Consider the following 21,326-nt stretch of genomic DNA (forward strand, 5'->3'; position numbering starts at 1 on the left):
AATTATTGGTAGGCGTAAGAATATTTTTTTAGTTAAAAATCATATAGAGTAGCCGCGCACTGCGGATTTCAATAAATATTTCTATTCAGCCTTTGAAAGGCTGCATTAACAGATTTATTTTCATCTTTAGTGCGGATCTTTCTAAATTGATTTTCCGAGAAGCAGATACAGGGAGTATGTCTGTGAAAAGCTTTAAAGTTCTTGCGCCTTTCGTGTTGCTATTTTCTACATTTGGCGCTCATTCAGAAGAAAATGTGCATGTTGTTTTTGAATCTTCCATGAGTGAAAGTAGATCAAATCTAATCTCACATAAAGCTAAAAAAAGTTTAAATAATAAGATTTTTAGCTTGAAGCCCGGTAGTACCCTTGAGGTTTCCAGTGAGCTCGGCAAGCAACGGTTTACCTTGCAAAATATTCGATCAACAAAAAATAGGGCTTCATTATCTGCATTTTCCGAGGATGGAAAAGGGTTTATTACCATAGCCGAGAACAACGGTAGAATTGTTGGCTCAATTCAATCTGAAGGTAGGCTCTACAAAGTGAGGCCTGCCGGAAAAGGTGCGGTTACAATCGCTGAGGTTCCAGACAATTCACTTGTCGACCATGATAGTAACTACTTCGAAGAGATGGATTTTACTTCCAAGGTTGGTGCGCTAAACACAACCTCAGGAATTGCGACTACTGACTCTGGTGGAAAAATAACCGTTATAGTCGCTTATACCGATGCTTTTGAGGCAGATGCCGGTGATGTACCCGCTTACATGGATTTGTTGGAAGAGGAAACCAATGTTTCATTTGCCAATAGTGAAGTCGATACCTCGGTAGAAATTGTTCACGCTTATAGAACCAGCTATGCAGAAAGCGGTAGCTTCTATGTGGACCGCGAGTACTTTTCGAATGACGCATACCCAGAAACCAAAGAGCTATACGAACTAAGAGACTTGTATAGTGCAGATGTAATGATTGTTTTAACCGGCAATGATTTGTACAGCGGATCATGTGGATTGGCTAAGATGATCTACGCGTCGGAATCAACAGCTTTTGCTTTCGCAAGGGAAGGGTGTGCAACGGGGTACTTCAGCTTTGCCCATGAAATTGGCCACCTGCTGGGAGCCCGACATATTATCTACAGTGATTCGAATATGGAGCCGTTTGAATATGGCCACGGCTACTGCAATACCACCCCTTCAACTTGGAGGAGTGTGATGGCCTACAATTGCCCATCGGATCGAGGCGGCCCCAGAATTCAGCAGTGGTCCAACCCGGATATCACAATAGATGGAGACCCTACAGGCACCTCCAACCTAGAGGATAATGCGCGGGTTATCCGTGAGCGCGCCTGGGAGGTTGCCAACTTCCGGGTTGATGGGGAAAGTTAACGGCACAAATTCATACAAGAGCCGCTAGCAATGCAGAACTGCTAGCGGCTTCAATCGCCGATACCCTTTAATACGACTGCGTTAAGCTTTAGACTCCACGTCCTTGGTCTTCTCGAACCAAAAGTTATAGAAGTCTTCAGTCACCAACTGTTCGATATTGGTGGCTTCCTCTCGGGGGCAAAATACGGTTACCGTGGTTACATCATGGCCGAGTTCATTCGTTGTGATACAGACTTTTGCATCAGGCCCTGACAGCTCAACGCCCATGCGATTCTCGATCAGGTTGCAGTAGCGTTCGGCAACTTCACGGAAGGACTCGCAGTGTTCTTTAAGTCGCTCAGAGATAAACTTCTTGGCTTCAAATGGATTCATACCTTTGCTTTCCCGGGTAATCGAAAAGGTATGCTCGATATACCGGCGCATAAAGTTCAGGTTCTTTACCGGTTGGGTAAAGAAGGCATTGTTAGGGATGTACAGAGTTGTTCCTGTATAGCCATTGCCCAAACCGTGCGGATCGATCTCCAAAAGGGTGGTGCTGAGCCAGTCACTATCGGTGACTTCACCAAACTGATTGCCGACTTTAATCCAGTCTCCCACGGTAAACGAGCGCATGTTTGCCTGGTACAAGCCACCAACGAGGCACTGCACCCCCTCTCTCAGTGCCAATACAATTGCCACAGAGAAAGCGGCAATGGATAGGGCAAAGTCCCGGAGTTCACTTACCCAAATTGCCATCAGGCCAACTACCAACAACAAGTTGCCAAGGTTATGTACGGTATTGATACGGCGGCGCTTATCCGCTTTTTGCCAACTACTTCGTGCTATTACTAGCGTGAGCAGGCCACGTAATAACATCACTACTGAGATCAGGCATATGGTGATAAATAATTTGCTATCCAGGATATGCGCTAAGAACTCTGGTTTCATTCGGGACAGGGACCTCACAGGAATTACTGGACCACCAATTCATATGGCAACGCCTAGCCCCTTTATGGAGAAAGGAGTGCTATGCCGGGCAGGTGGGTGTTAATGGGAGCAAAGAAGGCGGGAATTTATCCCTGGTGCTACATCTTGTAAATAGGATTTTGTAAATACGGATGGACATGGCCAAACAGCAACAACTTTAGGCTGCTTAGCTCTGTAAAGTTAAAAATGCAGGATGTTTCTATCGATAATCAGGGTTAGGAAAGTCGGGCTTACAGCCGGCATCCCAGGCAGAGCGCTGATTACCGTGGGCGGGAATGCCCCCAGCATCTTTTATCATTCGCGCCATATGCATCAGATTCCAAGTCATAAAAGTGGTATTGCGATTGGTAAAGTCGTTTTGTGGGCCACCGGAACCGGGGTCAAGATACGAGGGGCCGGGGCCAGCTTCTCCCACCCATGCCGCATCTGCCTGGGGAGGGATAACATAGCCAAGGTGTTGTAGAGAGTAGAGAATATTCATGGCGCAGTGCTTTGCGCCATCTTCATTGCCGGTGATAAGGCAGCCGCCCACCCGACCGTAGTATGCGTACTGGCCTTTAGAGTTCAGGTCAGCTGAGTTCGCATAGAGCCTTTCTATAGTTTGGGTGCAGATAGAGGATTTCTCTCCCAACCAGATCGGCGTGGTTATAACCAGGATATCTGCGTCTTCAACCCGGCGATAGAGCAGTGGCCACTCATCAGTGTCCCAGCCATGCTCCGTCATATCCGGGTAAACACCAAAAGCGATATCGTGATCAACAGGGCGTAAAACCTCAACTGAGACTTTGTTGCGCTCCATGATTTCCCTGGATAGGCGAATTAGACCGTCTGTATGGGAGAGTTCAGGCGTAGGCTTTAGAGTGCAGTTGAGGAATAGTGCCTTGAGGTCGGAGAAGTCCGACGCACTAGACTTGCAGTCTTCAATTTGCTTCTGATTTAACGTCGTCATTTTGGGCCTCCTTGCCACCACTTAGATAATAGCCTGAGTTCTAATCCCGTGATTTCAAAGAGGATCCGTTGAACTTTACCCAAATAGATCTGCGACACGGTGTTAGCCCACATAACTTGCGGGTATCAGGCTTCGACTTATCCATCCAGGGTTCGCTTGGGATCATTACTATTGGCGTGATTCGGCTTGCCCCGGGATTATCTAACCGTAAAACTGCGCCTATATTTGACTGACTACCACCTTGGAAGTCACCATGAAAATAATCAATCAGCTATTACTTCTGTTGCTCTCAGTGCTTCTGACTCTTATTGCTACTCACGCCAATGCCCAATCGGAAGCCAAAGATTCCCTGGAAGGGGTCTGGTGTGCGATTGAAGGTGAGTCGTTTATTTTTTACGAGCACAGCTCAGACGCCTTTACCTTAGAAAAGGGGCAGATTTGCCGAACTTTTAAAGTTCTCAAGCAAACAGGGGTGGGTGGTGGTGGTCGCTATCTTGAGGTAACGAAGAAGCCGGATGTTAAACACCAACTAACTGCAGTTGAAGAGAAGGTGAATGAGACCACTATAGCCAAGGATATCGGTATCTTTGCCTATATGAAGAGTGGCAATAGAATTCAATTGGTAGCTGTTGATGTGTCCGATGAGAGCGTTACAAATTTGACCTTAGATGGCAGTGGCACTATGCGCGGCTTTATTGAAGAGGTTACAGCTGATCATTCTGCCGGGCAGGGTCATGAAGCTCACGTTGGGGTTCTGTTCTTTCGGAGGTCATCCTCATCGATACCCGAGACCTTTGATCAGGATTGGGAATCAATCTTCAATGAGACCCATAGCAAGCAGTAAAGGTGCTGGTGTTATCGTCGGTTTTGTAGCCCAGTATATTCATTTGCCATAATCATCAGGCAATAATGATGCTCGTATCGCTTACTAATTAGCCAACACTTACGTTTCCAGCCCCAGGCGAACCTTTTTAGTTTGCCTTTCTCTTGAGGTATCGTTGATTTTGTTCGTATGAAGCAAGCAGGGGGAGTGCTGCACCCAGAGAGGCTCAAGCCCATGCTGGGTGGTGTTTATAATCTAGGTGCAGGTGATGGCATGTTAAGCTTGGTGTATAGAACACTTAGCAAGTTTATCAACTATCGCTACTTTATAGACGAAAGCCCACTCCCAGCAAGACTGCCGCTTGTAGGAGCTTTGTGGGGTACAAATATGAAATATGGTCTAACTCTATCTTTACTGATTTTGGCGGTGCCGAAGGCACTGGCTTGTGATTACCCACCGCCAACAATTATTCCACCTACAACGCCTTACGGTGAATTTCAATATATTTATCCGGAAACTGGCTTAAACTACAAAGATATTGCTAATGATAAAAACTTGGCGGTGGTTAAGATTTTAGAGGTGTCAGGTGATCAAGCTAATCCTGATGTAGTAATTGTTCAGTTATTACATGGCTGGGGATATCAAAGTGGCCGTTACATGAAGTTTGTTAACCCGGGCTTATCATGTGTCAGCAATAAAGTGGCGAAAATCGGGTGGTATGCTGCTCTAATAGATCGCGATGACATAGCTTTACTGGTCCCCTATAAAAAGGTTGAGAAATACCTGCGAGAGCGCGGTAAGCCTGAATATGTGTACTCTGCAATTGGCCTGCGGTTTAGGGAGGCATATCCAGCCAATTAACTGCAGTAGAGCACTTTAAGTTTGCTTAGATCGGCTGTTATGGGAGCATTATAAGTATCAAGAGTGAGTCACTCTAAAGAACAATTAGTCTTCCAAATAATAGGGCTTATTTTATCACTTTTATAGTTACAGTTTCTGATGTAGCAATTTTACTCGATACTGGCGTGACTATAGAAATTACTCAATTCAGAGTAAGTAGCGGGGTCAGCGGTGGTGGTGCAAATATCAATCACCTGCCAGCAGAGCTTTGGCTCAGCCCTCTGGCCTGCCTTGCTCGTTTGGGATGGCTTTTAATCTCTATAGAAAAGTAAAACCACTAAGAGGTTTATGATAAATGTGTGAAAAACAATCCATTACATGTATTTTCGGGCTTCCTGGTATTTAAATGAAGCGTACAGCATTTTACTTTGCTTTGATGTGTTTGCCCCAAGAGCTGGAAGCACTTCAAGAGTGGATACCTAGCAAGGATTACATTGTAACGCCCAAGTTGGCTATGGCAGTTGATAAGGCTCGCCAATTTTACTACAAACAAGTTAGTCACAAGAAAGCTGCGGAGCAAATAGTGTACAATGCCCGCTCAACGGATCAAAGGTATATTGTAGAGCTGCTCCCGATATATGTATTACCTGAAGGGGAGAGGTTTGTATCAGTTGATGGTGAAAATTGTGTGTATTTGACTAAAGAATATAAGGTAATGGATTATCGACAATGCGTCGCAGTCTGGCCAGATTCGCTTGAAAAATAACATTAAGGTTTCGTGGGGGCGAGCTTGCTACACGGATAGAAATAATCGCCGTCTTACAAGAATATCAAGAGATTAGTTGTGAAATTGACCCCAGAAGAGAGAGCTGTTGTAGCTCAATGCATTGCTGAAGATCCGAGTCTGAAGCGAACTTTGATTGCATACTGGCCTTATATATTTCCGCTTTGTGCGGCAGCAATCTATGGGATAGTAAAGAAAGACTATCTTTTAATTGGAATCGCATTCTTCTTTCTTGTTTGTGAAGTCTTGTGGTTTTTGAATGAAACATCTAAGTCTGCAAAACACCTGAAAGCGGCGCTAATAAAGTATGATTTATCTAATCGTACGAAGAGCGTAGGGTAAGTTAGTATTACAAGTGTAAAAGTTATTCATTTATGAGAGATAACAAAAGTTATCAGTGCTTTTTGTGCGGGAAGCATATTGAAAATCAAGGGGGACTTGATCCTTGTGCAGTAGATCTTGTAGCCAATGTTGATCAGTCTACGGAAAAGCTAGATATACAACGATTTTTCTGTCACATCCGATGCTTTAAGTCTATCAACAAGCATGCTTCTATCTATAAGCCAAGATTTGAGACCGCCTTTAGTTGAGGGCAATAATCAATCAAGAGGGTTTGCAATTGCGCTAGACAGCTTGCACCTTAGCTCACTGAATACGAGCCAAGGGTTATTGAGGCGTTTTAGATTTCCAGAGGTCGCGAATGAACGTAGTAGAAGGTGACTTGACCAAAATGGCACTTGAGGGTCATTTTGATGTAATTGTTCATGGGTGCAACTGCCAGTGCCAAATGGGAAAGGGGATAGCCTTAACTATTAAGAAGCTTTTCCCTGAAGCCTATGAGGCAGACTTGGGTACAGAAAAAGGCTCACGACTTAAACTGGGTACGTATTCAAGTGCTTACATATCACAGTTAGAGGCCAGCTTTACGGTCGTCAATGCTTACACTCAGTTTCACTGGAGAGGTAAGGGGGTAATGGCGGATTATGAGGCTATACGCAGTGTATTCACCAAAGTTAAGAAAGATTTTCCGGGGAAGAGGATTGGGTATCCTCTAATAGGTGCGGGGCTTGCCGGTGGAGATTGGGAGGTAATTTCCAGCATCATAGAAAATGAACTTGAAGGCGAAAATCACACACTTGTTAAGTTTGTGCCGTAACAAGCACCCAGCAGGTCAATAACAGCTTCTTAAGATAGTAGTTCCGACATCTTCTTCATCAAGATAGCTGAGGCGTTGTCGGTAAACTGTTGCCCCTCCTCGATATACTCCCAGACAGTGGCGTCACTCTTCCAGCCACCTTGCTTCTTGATCAGCTCAAAGCCAACTTTTTCTCGCGCTGCGGTAGTGGACAGGCCTCGGCGAAAGCTGTGGCTGCTGAGTTCGGCAACAAAGTCAAAACCGCAGGCTTCCCCGAGATTTTTCAGTAGATCGTTGATAGCTGTGGGGTTTAACTGCCGACTTTGCACCGTATCCCAGCGATTGACTGACCGAAATACTGGCCCAGCTCTAATGCCACTAACCTCTAGCCAGGACTTTAGTGCTCGTGCGGGGCAGATTTCAGGGGTGCCGTAGGGGAGGGCGCGCATCATTCCCTGGCCGCTTTGATCCGTCTTTGATCTTGGTAGGCGAATAATCAGGCCTTCCTCCTCCCATATCAGGTCTTCAACCTGGATCGCTACTAACTCACTGCGCCGGAAGGCGCCAAAGAAACCTACCAGCACCAACGCCAAGTCACGGGCCTTCTTCTTGGAATCAGGCTGAGAGCGCAACTGTCGGGTAAGGGTGGCAATGTTTTCGAGGCTCAGCGCCTTGGCTTTTCGCTTGGGCTTTCCGTGGGTGCGGCGAATACCGCGCATGGTCTTCTGTACCAGCGGTTCAGCGACTGGGTTGGCAATGCCTTGATAAAGGTGCCACTGGCCTATGGCGGTTAGGTGCAAATCCAGGGTGCGTGGGTTCAATTGCTCGGCCCGGCTCAATAGATAGCTAACCAGTGAATGGCTATCGGTGGGGAGTCGGCCTCCCCATTTCTCGAACTGGCGAATGGCAGACCGATAGGCTTTGCGAGTGCTGTCTGAAGTCGCTGCTCGCAGGTACTTCTGAATGTCATCCTCAGTCAGAAGTGCTCCAGCTCCGGTAGATGTACTGCTGAGCTGGGACTGAGGTTGGATTTTGGTTGAGGCCAGGGGCTGTTTTCTCATGAATTTTGTGTCACCTGAAAAGCACCATTTGTACTGAGAGTACGTTAAATGGGGGCTTTCTTACTTTTATAACCTTCGATAAGAATCATTATCGAAGGTTAAATGGGTTAATTCAAGAATTGGTTTATTTTTATATATTATGTATTATTACGTAATACGTAATTTAGTACAAAATAATCTGAGGAAAGGCTAATGGCGCGCACAGGGGTCACCTATCTGGACATTTTTGAAGCAGCAAAGGCGATTAAGGCCCGGGGGGAGGAACCGACAGTTGATAGGGTGCGCGCTCATCTGGGGACTGGGAGTAAAAGTACAATTGCGCCGCTTCTAAAACGGTGGAAAAGCGAGAGTTCCAGCAGCACTGATGTCAGCGGCTTGCCTAAAGATTTGGTGGAGGCACTGAAAGGGCTTCATCAGCGTATCCAGGGCGATGCAGACCAAAGAGTGGAGCAGGTTCAGCAGGAATTTGAAGCTAAAGAGCTGGAGATAACAGAGAGACTAAATGAAGCTCAAGAGACCAGTAGCAAGCAAACCGCATTGATTCGCGAACTGGAGCAGAAGCTTTCAGCTTCTGAAGGTGAGAGGCGCCGCCTCAAAGTTACCCTGGGTGAAACTCAGTCAGAACTGGAAAAAAGTGAGTTTCAATTGGAGCAGGCCTCGGTTCGAGTTGAGGAGCAGAAGGCCTCAATTGAAGAGATGAAGCAGGAGAATCGCGATGTGCGCGAGCACTTTGAGCACTTCCAGCAACGAACAGCTACAGACCGGCAGCACGAGCGAGATCAGTTTCGATCTTCCAGTGAGCAACTTAAGGGGCAGGCGGCCTCACTGACGGAGCAACTTGGGTTGGCGGAACAGAGGATTTCTGAGCAGGATCTCCTGTATAAACAGGGGCAAGCATTAATTACTGAGCTCAACCGGGAAAAGCAGGAGTTGCGTGAAAATATAGGCGCCGCTCAAACCAAAGCAGCAAACTATAAGCGGCAGGCTGAAGAGCAGGCGGCAAGCGCTGAACTCCAATCTTCTGAAATTACACGACTACAGGATGAGGTTGCCCGCCTCCAGAGCAGCGGTGTAGGACAAGCGAAAGAGATTCAGCTTCAGCAAGTATCTCTGGAAAGGCTGGATGCGGAACTGGGTGCTGCGAAAGACCGGATAGAGACCTTGTCAGACGAGAATCGTATCCTTCTACAGGAGAAGGCAATGCTACAAGGACAGTTTGCTCAACTGGAAAAATCTTTGGGTAAGCAGTAGCTCAGAACCTGCAGGCTGGGGCGGTCGTCAGTTGATAGCCCCAGTTCAATTGGTTGTCGCACCTAAACAGATGTGACATCTGTCAAATTGAAATACTTTTACTAGCTGGTACTATTAAAGATAAGTAAGAGCAAATTTAGCTGTAGTTGATCTACCTATCCTTATATAAGTCCTACTCACTAACACCGCATAATAAAGTTCCTTATATAAAGTCCCCCTTGCTTTTATTTGCCGCGGTTCACAAGGCATTTGGGAGGCAAGTGTTGTCCAATCATTTCAGAGAAATCATCGATAAACCCACTTTTTTTGGTTCACTGGCGCTGCTGTTGGCAGTGACAATCCCACTGGTGCTGTTCCCCGAAGTTGGTGCCGCCTGGGTTTTAGCCGCTAAAGGTTTCGTTACCGACAAGCTGGGGGTTTTCTATCTGGCACTGGGTGTCGGGGCAATTCTCTTTATGGTCTATATCGTGTTTAGTGATATCGGCCAGATCAAGCTGGGAACACCTGAAGAAAACCCTGAGTTCTCCACCATATCCTGGGCGTCAATGCTGTTTTGTGCCGGCATCGGCGCATCGATTCTCTATTGGTCCATGGTCGAGTGGATCTACTATTACCAAACCCCACCTTTCCAGGTTGAAGGAGGTACACCCGAAGCTGCGCGCTGGGCTGTTGCCTACGGTATTTTTCACTGGGGCCCGCTGGCGTGGTCCATCTACCTGATTCCCGCTCTGCCAATTGCCTACTTCTACTACGTTAGAAATCACAGCGTGCTGAAAATTAGCGAGGCACTGATGCCCGTTTTGGGGGAGCAGCGTGCCCAAGGTGGGATTGGTAAGTTGATCGACGTGCTGTTTATCTTTGGCATGTTGGGCGGTGGCGCTACGACCCTGGGAATAGCCGCGCCGCTGATCACTCAGGGGGCTCATGAACTCTTGGGCGTGCCCACCGGGCTGGGAACCCAGGTTGTAGTGCTGATGATATGCACGGCAATCTTCGGCTATAGCGCTTTTGTTGGGCTTAAGAAGGGTATCCGCGCACTTTCCAACCTGAATATGTGGTTGTCTATTGTACTGCTTCTGTTTGTTTTCCTGGTTGGCCCCACCTTATTTATGTTGAACACCGGCTTGGATGCCCTGGGTCGTGTCTTGGATAACATCTTCCATATGGCCGCTTGGACTGAACCATTTGCAGAGTTTGAGCAGTTCCCGGATACCCATTTTCCCCAAGACTGGACCATCTTCTATTGGGCGTGGTGGTTGGTTTTCGCTCCCAGTGTCGGCTTGTTTATTGCGCGCATCTCGCGAGGGAGGACCATCAAGACCATGGTGGTTGGCTCCATTTTTTATGGCACCTTAGGCTGCTTCCTGTTCTTTATGGTGCTGGGGAATTACGGCGTCTACTTACAGTTTTCCGGTGAGCTGGATGTGGTGGGGATGCTAAATGAGCAGGGCGCAACCGCTGCAATTTTTGCCACACTCAAGACACTTCCTGGCAGTAAGCTGGTGATTCTGGTGTATACGGTGCTCGCCCTCATCTTTACTGCAACTACATTCGATTCCATCTCATACATTCTTGCCGCTGTTGTGCAGAAAGAGGTTGATGAAGAGCCGGCTAGATGGAACCGCCTGTTTTGGGCATTTGCGCTTTCACTGATGCCGATAACGCTGCTGTTTTTGGGCGGCCTGGATACGCTGCAAACTGCCAGCGTGATCGGTGGCGTGCCGCTTTTAGTTGTTGCTTTGCTGCTGTGCATATCGATTGTGAAAGCCGCTCACTATGACCTGCGCTACCAGCCGAGCTATGAAGAGAAGGAAATCTATATTGAAGAGTTTCCAGAGGATGATCCGTGGACAGAAGAGGGGAATTGGGAGGTTCCTGCCCAGGCAGAGCACGGCGTATCCCATGATGACAAACCCCATATAGAGGGCGATCCGGGAAGTCATCCGTCTCGACTTTAATAGTTGGGCAGCAGGAGGAGGGCGCCGTTTTCACTCCTGCTCTCCATCAAATTCTGATACCACTTTATCTACACAATGCTTTCTGAGGTGAGTAGCGCTTTTTATCGAGCTGTTCTCCTCAAAACAGCGATTCAATTGCTGGGTATATCGGTTAAATAGTTGTTTTGCACTCTCCTTTGGCAAAGTTACAAGGCGATTAATAAACTGACGGGAACCAACCTGGAAGTGCATATAATCAATCGGGACATTCCAGTCTCCACCCCAGACAGCGAAGCCATGCCTGGCAAAGATTGTGGTTACATCTTCAGACATCCCCATACGGGCTGGCTTTCCCGGGCGGAACTTTGCCCGGTTTAAATATCCCTCTGTTGCATCCTTAGGGATGACTTTGGCCCGGGTGTGTTTATCAATGTACAGGTAGGGGTTTTGTAGGGGATTAATATCAATAGCGACACCAAAAGCATGCTCAGACCATCTGCTCCCACCTGTAATGGGACGCGAGTCAAAGGCCAGCGTGTTGTTTCGATCATCCGCCATTCGCTCTTGCAGAGTAAAATATTCGACAGGAATGGCTGACTGTATTGGAAAGCGAGATCGGTATATCTCGCCAAATAAAGACAGGACGTTCTCGGCAACGATATCAAGTACAACAACAGCGCCTCTGCGGTCTAGATCAGCTCCGATGCCAGCATTATCCTGAGCAGGGGTATCAAAGAGAGGTGCATAGTCGAAGACGACTCTTTTCAGCCTTTCACAGCCAATAGGGGAGTTGCTCCGAAGTACCTGCCGGAGCCTCATTAGCTCACAGTCTTCTTGGGATATGTCATAGATACCTGTCTTTGCTTCAGGTTCAAAATCATTAACATCGATATTCCTGGCCTGGTCCTTGGTGCATGCAAATAGCACCAAGCCCGCGATGGCGGCGACAGCCTTCTTATACATATCGATTCTCGGTATTCCTTTTCGAAAGCCCCGTTTCAAATAGTATTTGAGTATGCGCATCCTGTTCACACTTGAATTGCACTCGGCCTTCTAAATCAGCAATCAGAGGGGTACTAATCACGTCGTGCCTGCCGTTGACCAATGGCAGTTTAGTGCTTGCGTTAAAGATTGGCGCTTTTACTTTCAACGGTTTTGTTTTTGGGGGTTATAAAATCACCAAGCTGTGATCAATTAAATAGCCAGCTTAATTCCACTTTCTTCGAGAAAATCTTTTCAAGAGGGGACCCTTATTGAATAGGGGATCAAAAGACCTCATAGACAAGCCCACCTTTTGGGGCTCTTTTACATTGCTACTAGTGGCGACAGTGCCCTTGATCCTCTTTCCCGAGGCGGGTTCTTTATGCTTATTGGCAGCTAAAGATCTGGTGACAGAGAAGTTGGGGGTCTTTTATCTCCTGCTTGGCCTAGGTGCGATGTTATTTGTGCTGTATATCGCCTTTAGTGACATCGGCAGGATAAAGTTGGGAGGGGGGAAAGAGGGCCCCGAATTCTCAACTCTATCCTGGGCTGCCATGTTGTTTTCTTCCGGTATTGGCGCCTCTATTTTGTATTGGTCGATGGTTGAATGGATCTACTACTACCAACAGCCTCCATTCCAGGTTCAAGCAAGCTCAGTTGAAGCTGCGCGCTGGGCAGTTTCCTACGGTATCTTTCACTGGGGGCCGCTGGCCTGGTCTATCTATCTGATCCCCGCACTGCCAATTGCCTATTACTACTATGTGCGTAAACGCAAGGTTCTAAAATTAAGCCAAGCGCTCGCGCCAGTATTGGGTGATCGTAGCGTGGGAGGGCCCATTGGTAAGCTTATCGATACTTCACTGGTATTTGGCATGTTAGGGGGCGCGGCTACACGGCTTGGTATTGCGGCGCCGTTGATTATATTGGGATTGCATAAGCTATTTGGGGTTCCTACTGGGGTGGGATTTCAGGTTGGGGCACTGATATTTTGTGCGCTATTGTTTGGTTACTGTGCTCTTGCCGGCGTAAAGCGGGGCCTTAGTGTCCTATCAAACTTTACAATTTTTCTCTCGCTCGTCTTGCTGCTCTTCGTGTTTATCGCGGGACCAACACTATTTATGCTCAATAGTGGGTTGGATTCCCTGGGGAGAGCGCTGCATAACTTCTTGCAAATGGCCACTTGGACTGAGTCCTTCTCTCATTTTAAACAGTTTCCCAATACTCGCTTCCCCCAGGACTGGACCGTCTTCTATTGGGCTTGGTGGTTGGTTTTTGCTCCGAGTATTGGCTTATTTATTGCGCGTATCTCCGGAGGGCGGACTATCAAGGAAATGATTCTTGGGTCGCTATTTTTTGGAACTTTTGGCTGCTTCTTATTTTTTATGGTGCTAGGTAACTACGGCGTTTATTTACATTTTTCGGGTGAGCTGGACTTGGTACAAATACTGAATCAGCAGGGGGCCAATACCGTGATCTTTGCCGTTTTAGATAAGTTGCCGGCGAGCCAGTTAGTCGTGCTGCTGTATACGCTGATCGCACTGGTTTTTACGGTCATTACTTTTGACTCCATATCTTATATTCTTGCCGCAGTTGTGCAGAAAGAGGTCCATGGAGAGCCGCTTCGCTGGAATCGAATTTTCTGGGCCTTCGCGCTGGCAATAATGCCTATTGCTTTGTTGCTTATTGGAGGGCTGGAAGCATTGCAGGCGGCAAGCATTATCGCCGGTGTCCCTTTGCTGCTGATTGCCCTCTTGCTGTGTATCTCAATGGTTAAAGTTGCTCGGCATGACTTGAATTTGCACCCTGTTACCCTTGAAAGGGAAATTGTTTTGGAAGGGGCGGCTAGGGAAGGTGCTTGGAGTGGAAATACTGCATCAGGGCAAGTTGTGATGAAATCTGTAAAGAAGATTAGCCGGAGAGGGAAAGAAGAAGCACCCTGAGAGCAGGCTAGTAAGATATGCTGGGGCTTTTTAGGCCCCAGCTGCACTTATAGTTTAAAGACTAAAAGTGCGTGCAACAGAGAAGACAACTCGCTCGTCAGCAATGCCCCAGTCAAGATTAGTATTCTCGGCGGCAATATTGAAATCAAAGCCTTCCAGGGAGGTCATATACTCCACTCGGTAGTGGTTGTACGATTTTTTAGTGTCCCAGTCCCAATTGTCCAAATTGGTGGAGGTAGAGCGGTCGACACTGAAGCGAACATTGTGCCCCTCTGCAAACTCAAAGGTGTGCGCCAGCATCATAATGTAGTGGCTACCGCCACCACCAAAGTAGTCCCAGCTGTACCAGCCATTAACTTCTGATTCGCCCAGGTTAGAGCTGTAGCCTAATTTGGCATAGGCTTCTGGATAATTGCCTTCATCAGAAGCGCTATCACCATGATAGGTGTAGTAGGCAATACCTGTATCCAGGCTCACTTTGTCAGTGAGCTGCATAAACTTACCAGCGTAGTAATCCCACTCCAAGTTGGTATCGTCATCGCCACCGAAGTCTACGTTGGAAGCCCAGGTGCCGATATACCAGCCGTTATCGAACCCGTAGTCCAGACTGGCTTGCAGTGCTGGGTCGTTTTGAGTCTGACTGACGCCGTTAAAGGTGTAGTCAGTAGTCAGATTAACAGTAGAAGACAGCTCCGCTTGAGATTGTTGGGCAAGCACCAGCAGGGAAGCACAGGTCAGTGCAGAAAGTTTCAAAGTTGATTTCATTGTTCAAATACCACTTATTTATATTTTGTAGCCCCCGCCAAACCAGGCGGGGGATTTCAACAGTTAGCTCGCCAGTTCGATCTTGCTAAAGTCGATCTTGTTTTCTTTAGGCGAGGAGTCGATAGCTGCTACCGCCCCGAAGCGTTTCACCAGGATGTAACCCAGGCAGCAGAAGAAAATGCCAATTACCAGGGCACCGATCCACTGGATTTGCAGGAAGTCGAGCTTGAACAGCAGGGTGAGCAGGCTCATTGCTGCCAGGTTCAGTACGAAGTATTTCCACTTACCCAGACGCGCAACGGTCATACCCAGGTTGTCGGTGTACAGGCGAATCAGGGAGTCCAGCGAGTTGATCACGAAGGTAATGCCCACAATGATCATGGCCAAGTTATAGAAGCCAGTAGTATCCAGGCCCTGGCTGGAGTAGTAGTAAAGCACGGTGAACCACAGTGCGATGGGGATGGATGGGAAGATCAGCATCGCCGCCAGCACTTGGTAAGTACGCAGACCGCCCACAAAGCGGGAGGTAAACTGGCCAATCATAATGCTCCAGGCAAACCACCAGAACAGGTAGAACTCGTGGTAGTCATTCAGTGGCAGTACGAACTTGTGGATATTGCCGAAGTAACCGCCGAGCAGTGCAAAGGTGGAAGCAAAGTCGCCAACGCTGCCGTTCTCACCGGTAAAGGCGCCTACCCACATTACCGCGATCAGGCCAATAAACATCCAGGTAGTCGCCAGACTGAGGAAGCGCACATAGCGCAGGCTGGTGGATGAGTAGACCGCAGCGGCGATCACGGCAAATACGATCAGGTAGAAGGTACCAACAATGGTTTCACCATCGCCAACCTGTGGCAGATACCAGGGCAAGTTGCTGAGCAGCAGGTAGGCGGTAAACGCGCAGGTACCGATAATCACCACGTTGTTGATCAGCTTTACCAGGCCGATCTCAAAGAATTTAACTTTGGGCTCGATAATGCAGAAGTAAAAACAGGTGAGGAAGTAGAAACCCCAGATCAGGAAGGCCCAAAAACCAAACTCAATCGCGAGTGCGTTGGTGAAGCCATATTCTGGGTTTGCGGCTAGGTCTGCATAGCCACCGAACTCGGTGAGGGGGAACATGATCAGGCCTACATCGAGGCCGGAGGTGAAAAGGATCGCTATAAAAGTGAAGGTTTTGACCGGGGTCACCCCGACCATCTTCACATTTCCCCATTTAATCAGCGAGAAAATTATTGCCGTGAAGGTAAATAATAATCCCGCAGAAAGCCAAGCTGTCATGCTGAGTCTCCAGCTAGTTATTGGTATGCCGGCGCCCCTCAAGGGCGTTGCTGTGCGAGATTTGAGTATCCCCGTCGCGGTTGAAGGGGGCAGTCAAATCTCTGCCAGAGCGCCGACGAAAAATCAGCTAACTGAGCGCGCAGGGCGGCCAGGTCGCTGAGTGCTGGTAGCTTTGGTCGCTACCGGTGCCTCGGAGGGCGCCAATACTGGGCGCCCTAAAATCAGGTCAGCAGCCCGCTCCGCCACCATAATGGTGGGCGCATTCAGGTTGCCGTTGGGAATGGTCGGAAAGATGGAGGAATCTACAACTCTCAAGCCCTGCAATCCGTGTACACGGGTTTCCGGGTCTACCACTGCCATTGCATCAGTGCCCATCTTGCAGGAGCAGGATGGGTGGTAAGCACTCTCGACGGATTCCCGTACGAAAGCGTCAATTTGTTCATCAGTCTGGATATCGGTGCCGGGCTGGATTTCATCGCCTCGGTATTCGTCGAAAGCTGGCTGATTGATAATCTCGCGAGTCAGTCGCACACAAGCACGGAAACCCTCGATGTCCTCTTTCTCCTGCAAATAGTTGAACAGGATTGAAGGGGATTGCTTGGGATCACTGCTCACCACTTTGACCCTGCCGCGACTCTTGGGCTTGTTGTGCCCGATATGCACCTGGAAGCCGTGGCCGTCGAAAGCTTCGCGGCCGTCATAGCGCATGGCTGCTGGCAGGAAGTGATATTGCAGGTCCGGCCACTCCACATTTTCTTTGGAGCGAATAAAACCGCAGGACTCGAAATGGTTGGTGGCTCCGAGACCATCCTTCTTCAGTATCCAACGAGCGCCGATCAGGAATTTATTCCACGGATCGAGCTTGCCATTCAGGGAAATCGGTTGGTTGCAGCGGAACTGGAAATAGAACTCCAGGTGGTCCTGCAAGTTTTGGCCGACGCCGGGGAGTTCGTGATGGAGTTCGATACCGGCTTCTGCCAGTGTGTCGGGATCTCCGATTCCGGAGAGCTGAAGAAGGTGAGGGGAGCCGATGGGACCTGCGCTGAGGATGACTTCCTGCCGCGCCTTGAATTCCAGGATCTTTCCCTTGCGTTCAAGTTTGATTCCGACTGCCCGTTTACCTTCCAGAATCACCTTATGCACAGTGGCGTGGGTCAATACCGTCAAATTGGGGCGCTGCATTGCCGGTTTTAGGTAAGCGTTGGCGGTAGACCAACGCTTGCCATCTTTTACCGTCATATGCATGGGGCCAAAGCCCTCTTGCTGCTCACCATTGTAATCTGCGGTGTAGTCGTAGCCAGCTTCTTTGCCAGCTTCGATAAAGGCTCCATAAAGGGGGTTGGCCATTTCATTGCCGTTATTGACCCCCAGTGGGCCTTCGTCACCACGGTAATCGTCACCGCCGAAAGCCCAGGTCTCAGAGCGTTTAAAGTAGGGCAGGCAGTGGGCGTAATCCCAGCCTTCGGCGCCGTGCTGTGCCCACTCATCAAAGTCTTTAGCGTGCCCGCGCACGTAAACCATCCCGTTAATCGAGGAGGAACCACCGAGTACCTTGCCCCTGGGGCAGTGCATACTGCGGTTATCCAAGTGGGGCTCCGGTTCAGTCGTAAACTGCCAGGCGTACTTCTCAGTATTCATGGGGATGGACAGCGCGGTGGGCATCTGGATAAAGATGCTGCGATCGCTACCTCCTGTCTCTACCAGGAGGACTTTTTTATCTTCCTGGTCAGACAGGCGGTTGGCCAAAACGCAACCGGCAGAGCCGGCGCCGACAATGATGTAGTCAAACTCACTCATACAGGGTACCGCTTAAAATGGGCTTTCCAGTGGTGCCAGGCCCACATACACCGCTTTTAGCTGGGTGTAGTGGTTCAGGGTCGCAAGTCCATTTTCGCGTCCGATTCCGGATAACTTGTATCCGCCCACCGGCATTTCTGCCGGGGAAGCGCCGTAGGCATTGATCCAGCAGATACCCGCTTGCATCTGGTGGATCACACGGTGGGCGCGAGTGATATCACGGGTAAATACGCCGGCGGCCAAGCCCAATCGGGTATCGTTAGCGCGGCGGATCACTTCGTCTTCATCATCAAAGACCAGTACCGACATTACCGGGCCGAAGATCTCTTCGCGGCAGATGGTCATATCGTCATGACAGTCGGTGAATACGGTGGGAGCAACGAAGTAACCGTTAGGTGAATTTTCTGGTGAAAGGGTGTGACCGCCGCAGAACAGGGTCGCGCCTTCCTCTTTACCCTTGCTGATGTAGTCCATCACCAGTTGCTGGTGCTTGGCAGAAATCAGGGCGCCGAAGTTGGTGTCCGGATTCATCGGATCACCGGCAATAATATTTTGCTCAACACGCTCTTTCAGACGAGCGAGGAACTGATCGTGGATGCTGCGGTGTACAAATACCCGGGTACCGTTGGTGCAGATTTCGCCCTGGGTGTAGAAGTTGCCCAGCATGGCAGCAGAAACGGCTTGCTCCAGGTCGGCATCATCAAAGATCACCAGCGGGGACTTGCCACCCAGCTCCATGGTAACTTCTTTCAGGTTGGAAGCCGCTGCGGCCATCACTTTCTTGCCGGTACCCACTTCGCCGGTAAAGGAAACCTTGGCGATATCCGGGTGGTTAGTCAGCCAGGCACCCACGGCGCCATCACCTTGGATTACGTTGAAAACACCCGGGGGCATGCCCGCTTCAATAAAGATTTCAGCCAACTTCAAAGCACCTTTGGGGGTTTCTTCGGAAGGCTTGAAGATCATGGCGTTACCGCAGGCTAGGGCCGGGGCGGCTTTCCAGCAAGCGATTTGTAAGGGGTAGTTCCAGGCACCGATTCCGGCGCAGATGCCCAGGGGCTCGCGGCGGGTGTAGTAGAAGTCCTCACCGACTTGCTGCTGATTGCCTTCAATGCCTGCAGCCAGGCCGGCAAAGAATTCGATAGAGTCGGCCCCAGTCACTACGTCCACAACACTGGCTTCCTGCCAGGGCTTGCCGGTATCAGCCACTTCGATAGCTGCCAGTTCGTCGTTGCGCTCGCGCAACAGTGCTACTGCTTTCAGCAGGATGCGACTGCGCTCGACCGGCATCATCGCTGACCACTGGGCAAAACCGCGCTTAGCGCTCTCGATGGTTTCTGTGAGTACCTTCTCGTCGGCAACCTCAACCTGATAGCTGACCTCGTTGGTCGCCGGATTATATACATCAAAGCACTCGCCGCTCTCATTCGACAGGTAGCGGCCGTCTACAAAATTCCGTTGTTTGTCCAGTGACATCTGTCTCTCCATACTGCTTTAACAGAGGGTCAGTCGGTTGTTCGTTGGCGATGGACTCGAAGGGCGCAATGGGCCGATCGTGAAGGTCCAGTCATCATAAAAAAGGGCCGGTCTGACGAAGACATTTGTCCCTAATCGTCAGATTCCAGCCCGGGCTCGATAGTCGTTTATCGAGCGATATGACACAAAATGTAACATATTTTTAATTTGAACTCTAATTGTTAGCACTCAATGCAACAAAGCTGGCGGATTCGTAGGAGGATTTATTTTTCAGCGACTACAGAGTTAATCCGTATTTTCAAGGGTTAAAAGTGGGCTGGGTTGGGCCAAAAATCTCATTTGAACTCTATAAAAAACACTGTATAAATTTTGCTCAACCTGGCTATCTCGAGGTCAAGTCAGGTGCTCGAAAGGCGGGGGCTTCGGCCGGCAGGAGATAGAGTTTGTCGCTTTTGGGGGAGGAGGCTTTAGCTGGTGAAGGTCTGGCAGGTGGGGAGGCTCTACCTCCCCAGAATTACTTTGAGTGAATTTAACTGTTTGCCTCGCGTAAAGTGGAGGTTTGGCGGTTCAGGCTGGCCAGATATAGCACTGCTAACCCAGCTGCAATACCCGGCAATCCCTCATAGATCACGCCGTGATACCCCAGTAGCCGCCAGGTAATCGCTGCTGTAAAGCCGATAATCACTGCTGCGATAGCGGTTGCCTGGAATGGCTTATCCCCAAAACACAATACCAGGAGTAGGGGGCCAAATGCGCTGGCAAGTCCCGACCAAGCGAAAATAACCAGGCTGAACACACTTTGGCTGTTGGCGAGCGCCAACAGCAATGCGCCGCCGGTTATGGCAACTGTGACAAGCTTGAGAAACCAGGTTTTTTCAATCTTGTGCGGAAGAATATCGTGGGTAATGGCTGCGGAGCAGCTGAGAAGCAGGGAGTCTGCGGTGGACATGGTTGCGGCAAAGATACCAGCCAGGATCAGCCCAACAAAAACAGGGGGCAACAAATCCATAGCCATGGTGGGAAGAGCAAGCTCCGCATCAAAGCTCCCTGTGTCGGCAATAAACACTCTGGATAGCAGGCCGACCCCGGTGGCCATACAATAGAAAAGTATGAACCACAGATAGTACCAGGCCCTTGCCCGGTTCATCTTGCTGGAATCCTTCAGGGTCATAAATCGAACCATAACGTGGGGTTGTCCAATCACAGACAATCCAGCAACCCCCCAACTGATCACAAAGAGTATCACCCCGCCCCAGCCCGCAAAGGCAAGTCCCTCGGGAAGCCAATGGGTAAAACCTTCGATAGCCTTCATTTGTATCGCCGCACTGGTGATACCACCCAAGTTGGCAAGGGCGACGGCTAGAAGTGCTGCCATAGCCCCCATCATAACGATGGATTGGGCCGCATCAGTCCAAATGGACGCGCGGAGGCCGCCAGCTAAACAGTAGAGGCAAACAAGCACAGCTCCAACTACAGCACCGGACCAAAGGGGCCAATCCAGCAGTACGTGCAGGGCTTTGCTGCCGGCAACCATTTGGGCAGAGGCATACGTTAATAAAAACAGCAGGGAAATGATGCCGATCAGGCGCTGCAGGGCTGAGTACTTCTGTCCGTGCCAATTACTGAGAACACCTGCGTAGCTGACTTCACCACTTGAACTGGTAGCGGTCCTTAATCGCTTGTGTACATAGAGGGAAGCCAGAAAATCACCGGCAATCCACCCCACCATCAACCAGATGGAGGCCAACCCAGTGGTGTAGGTATAGCCGATAACCCCGATAAACATATAACCGCTATTGTTCGTTGCCACGGCAGACAACCCCACCAGCCAGGGGGAGACACCTCTGCTGGCAAGGTAATAGTCGGCTTTGGTTTGACGGCTGAACATCGCAGAAGAGAGGCCGACCAGAGTGAACAAAAGTAAAAAACCAAGAAATGAATAGATCATCGGCAATCCTATT

Annotated in this window: 18 protein-coding genes; 9 read left to right on the forward strand and 9 right to left on the reverse strand. The window is 49.2% G+C overall.

The genetic code is table 11. The annotated features are described in order from the left end of the window. Positions 1-182 precede the first annotated feature (182 nt). Complete coding sequence (locus tag ACJJIE_RS05580; RefSeq protein WP_444893850.1) at positions 183-1,379, forward strand: M12 family metallo-peptidase; 1,197 nt, start codon at positions 183-185, stop codon at positions 1,377-1,379. Positions 1,380-1,460: 81 nt separating this feature from the next. On the opposite strand, the gene ACJJIE_RS05585 is transcribed toward ACJJIE_RS05580, so the two are convergent. Both ACJJIE_RS05585 and ACJJIE_RS05590 read right to left on the reverse strand, forming a co-directional pair. Beyond that, positions 1,461-2,306, reverse strand: coding sequence for a mechanosensitive ion channel family protein (locus tag ACJJIE_RS05585; protein ID WP_444893851.1), 846 nt, complete (start codon positions 2,304-2,306; stop codon positions 1,461-1,463). A 238-nt stretch (positions 2,307-2,544) separates the two neighbouring features. Continuing rightward, positions 2,545-3,294, reverse strand: coding sequence for a flavodoxin family protein (locus tag ACJJIE_RS05590; RefSeq protein WP_444893852.1), 750 nt, complete (start codon positions 3,292-3,294; stop codon positions 2,545-2,547). Between the two features lie 253 nt (positions 3,295-3,547). Between ACJJIE_RS05590 and ACJJIE_RS05595 the strand changes: the two genes are divergently transcribed. The 5 genes from ACJJIE_RS05595 (at position 3,548) to ACJJIE_RS05615 (ending at position 6,897) form a co-directional block, all read left to right on the forward strand. After that, complete coding sequence (locus ACJJIE_RS05595) at positions 3,548-4,138, forward strand: hypothetical protein (protein ID WP_444893853.1); 591 nt, start codon at positions 3,548-3,550, stop codon at positions 4,136-4,138. Positions 4,139-4,306: 168 nt separating this feature from the next. After that, positions 4,307-4,978 (forward strand): hypothetical protein, encoded by a 672-nt coding sequence (locus tag ACJJIE_RS05600; protein ID WP_444893854.1) that lies wholly within the window; start codon positions 4,307-4,309, stop codon positions 4,976-4,978. Between the two features lie 385 nt (positions 4,979-5,363). Continuing rightward, positions 5,364-5,723, forward strand: a complete 360-nt coding sequence (locus tag ACJJIE_RS05605) for a hypothetical protein (RefSeq protein ID WP_444893855.1) — start codon at positions 5,364-5,366, stop codon at positions 5,721-5,723. Between the two features lie 78 nt (positions 5,724-5,801). Continuing rightward, positions 5,802-6,083 carry a hypothetical protein gene (locus ACJJIE_RS05610; protein ID WP_413665761.1) on the forward strand — a complete coding sequence of 94 codons (282 nt, stop codon included), beginning with the start codon at positions 5,802-5,804 and terminating at the stop codon, positions 6,081-6,083. Positions 6,084-6,441: 358 nt separating this feature from the next. Beyond that, a complete protein-coding gene (locus ACJJIE_RS05615) occupies positions 6,442-6,897 on the forward strand; it encodes a macro domain-containing protein (RefSeq protein ID WP_444893856.1) in 456 nt (151 codons plus the stop codon). Between the two features lie 29 nt (positions 6,898-6,926). Here ACJJIE_RS05615 and ACJJIE_RS05620 read toward each other — a convergent pair whose 3' ends face one another. Next, positions 6,927-7,937: a tyrosine-type recombinase/integrase gene (locus ACJJIE_RS05620; RefSeq protein WP_444893857.1), complete on the reverse strand. Its 1,011-nt coding sequence runs from the start codon at positions 7,935-7,937 to the stop codon at positions 6,927-6,929. A gap of 192 nt (positions 7,938-8,129) precedes the next feature. On the opposite strand from ACJJIE_RS05620, the gene ACJJIE_RS05625 reads away from it, so the two are divergent. Further along, on the forward strand, positions 8,130-9,188 hold the full coding sequence (locus ACJJIE_RS05625; protein ID WP_444893858.1) for a DNA-binding protein: 1,059 nt from the start codon (positions 8,130-8,132) through the stop codon (positions 9,186-9,188). 260 nt (positions 9,189-9,448) lie between these two features. Next, a complete protein-coding gene (locus ACJJIE_RS05630) occupies positions 9,449-11,146 on the forward strand; it encodes a BCCT family transporter (RefSeq protein WP_444893859.1) in 1,698 nt (565 codons plus the stop codon). Between the two features lie 30 nt (positions 11,147-11,176). On the opposite strand, the gene ACJJIE_RS05635 is transcribed toward ACJJIE_RS05630, so the two are convergent. Next, positions 11,177-12,088 (reverse strand): M15 family metallopeptidase, encoded by a 912-nt coding sequence (locus ACJJIE_RS05635; RefSeq protein WP_444893860.1) that lies wholly within the window; start codon positions 12,086-12,088, stop codon positions 11,177-11,179. A gap of 290 nt (positions 12,089-12,378) precedes the next feature. Here ACJJIE_RS05635 and ACJJIE_RS05640 point away from each other — a divergent pair, with 290 nt between their 5' ends. Continuing rightward, positions 12,379-14,046, forward strand: coding sequence for a BCCT family transporter (locus ACJJIE_RS05640; protein ID WP_444893861.1), 1,668 nt, complete (start codon positions 12,379-12,381; stop codon positions 14,044-14,046). Between the two features lie 54 nt (positions 14,047-14,100). Here the strand turns inward: ACJJIE_RS05640 and ACJJIE_RS05645 are convergent, their stop codons facing one another. The 5 genes from ACJJIE_RS05645 to ACJJIE_RS05665 all read right to left on the reverse strand — a co-directional run bounded on the left by ACJJIE_RS05645 (position 14,101) and on the right by ACJJIE_RS05665 (position 21,313). After that, positions 14,101-14,811, reverse strand: coding sequence for a TorF family putative porin (locus ACJJIE_RS05645; RefSeq protein WP_444893862.1), 711 nt, complete (start codon positions 14,809-14,811; stop codon positions 14,101-14,103). A 63-nt stretch (positions 14,812-14,874) separates the two neighbouring features. Then, positions 14,875-16,092, reverse strand: a complete 1,218-nt coding sequence (locus ACJJIE_RS05650; protein ID WP_444893863.1) for a BCCT family transporter — start codon at positions 16,090-16,092, stop codon at positions 14,875-14,877. Positions 16,093-16,215: 123 nt separating this feature from the next. Then, complete coding sequence (betA, locus tag ACJJIE_RS05655) at positions 16,216-17,889, reverse strand: choline dehydrogenase (RefSeq protein ID WP_444893864.1); 1,674 nt, start codon at positions 17,887-17,889, stop codon at positions 16,216-16,218. Positions 17,890-17,901: 12 nt separating this feature from the next. Continuing rightward, positions 17,902-19,365 (reverse strand): betaine-aldehyde dehydrogenase, encoded by a 1,464-nt coding sequence (gene betB / locus ACJJIE_RS05660; protein WP_282932781.1) that lies wholly within the window; start codon positions 19,363-19,365, stop codon positions 17,902-17,904. Positions 19,366-19,894: 529 nt separating this feature from the next. Then, complete coding sequence (locus tag ACJJIE_RS05665) at positions 19,895-21,313, reverse strand: sodium/proline symporter (protein ID WP_444893865.1); 1,419 nt, start codon at positions 21,311-21,313, stop codon at positions 19,895-19,897. Between the last annotated feature and the right edge of the window lie 13 nt (positions 21,314-21,326).

The organism is Microbulbifer maximicatervae (SeqCode) (assembly GCF_052467325.1).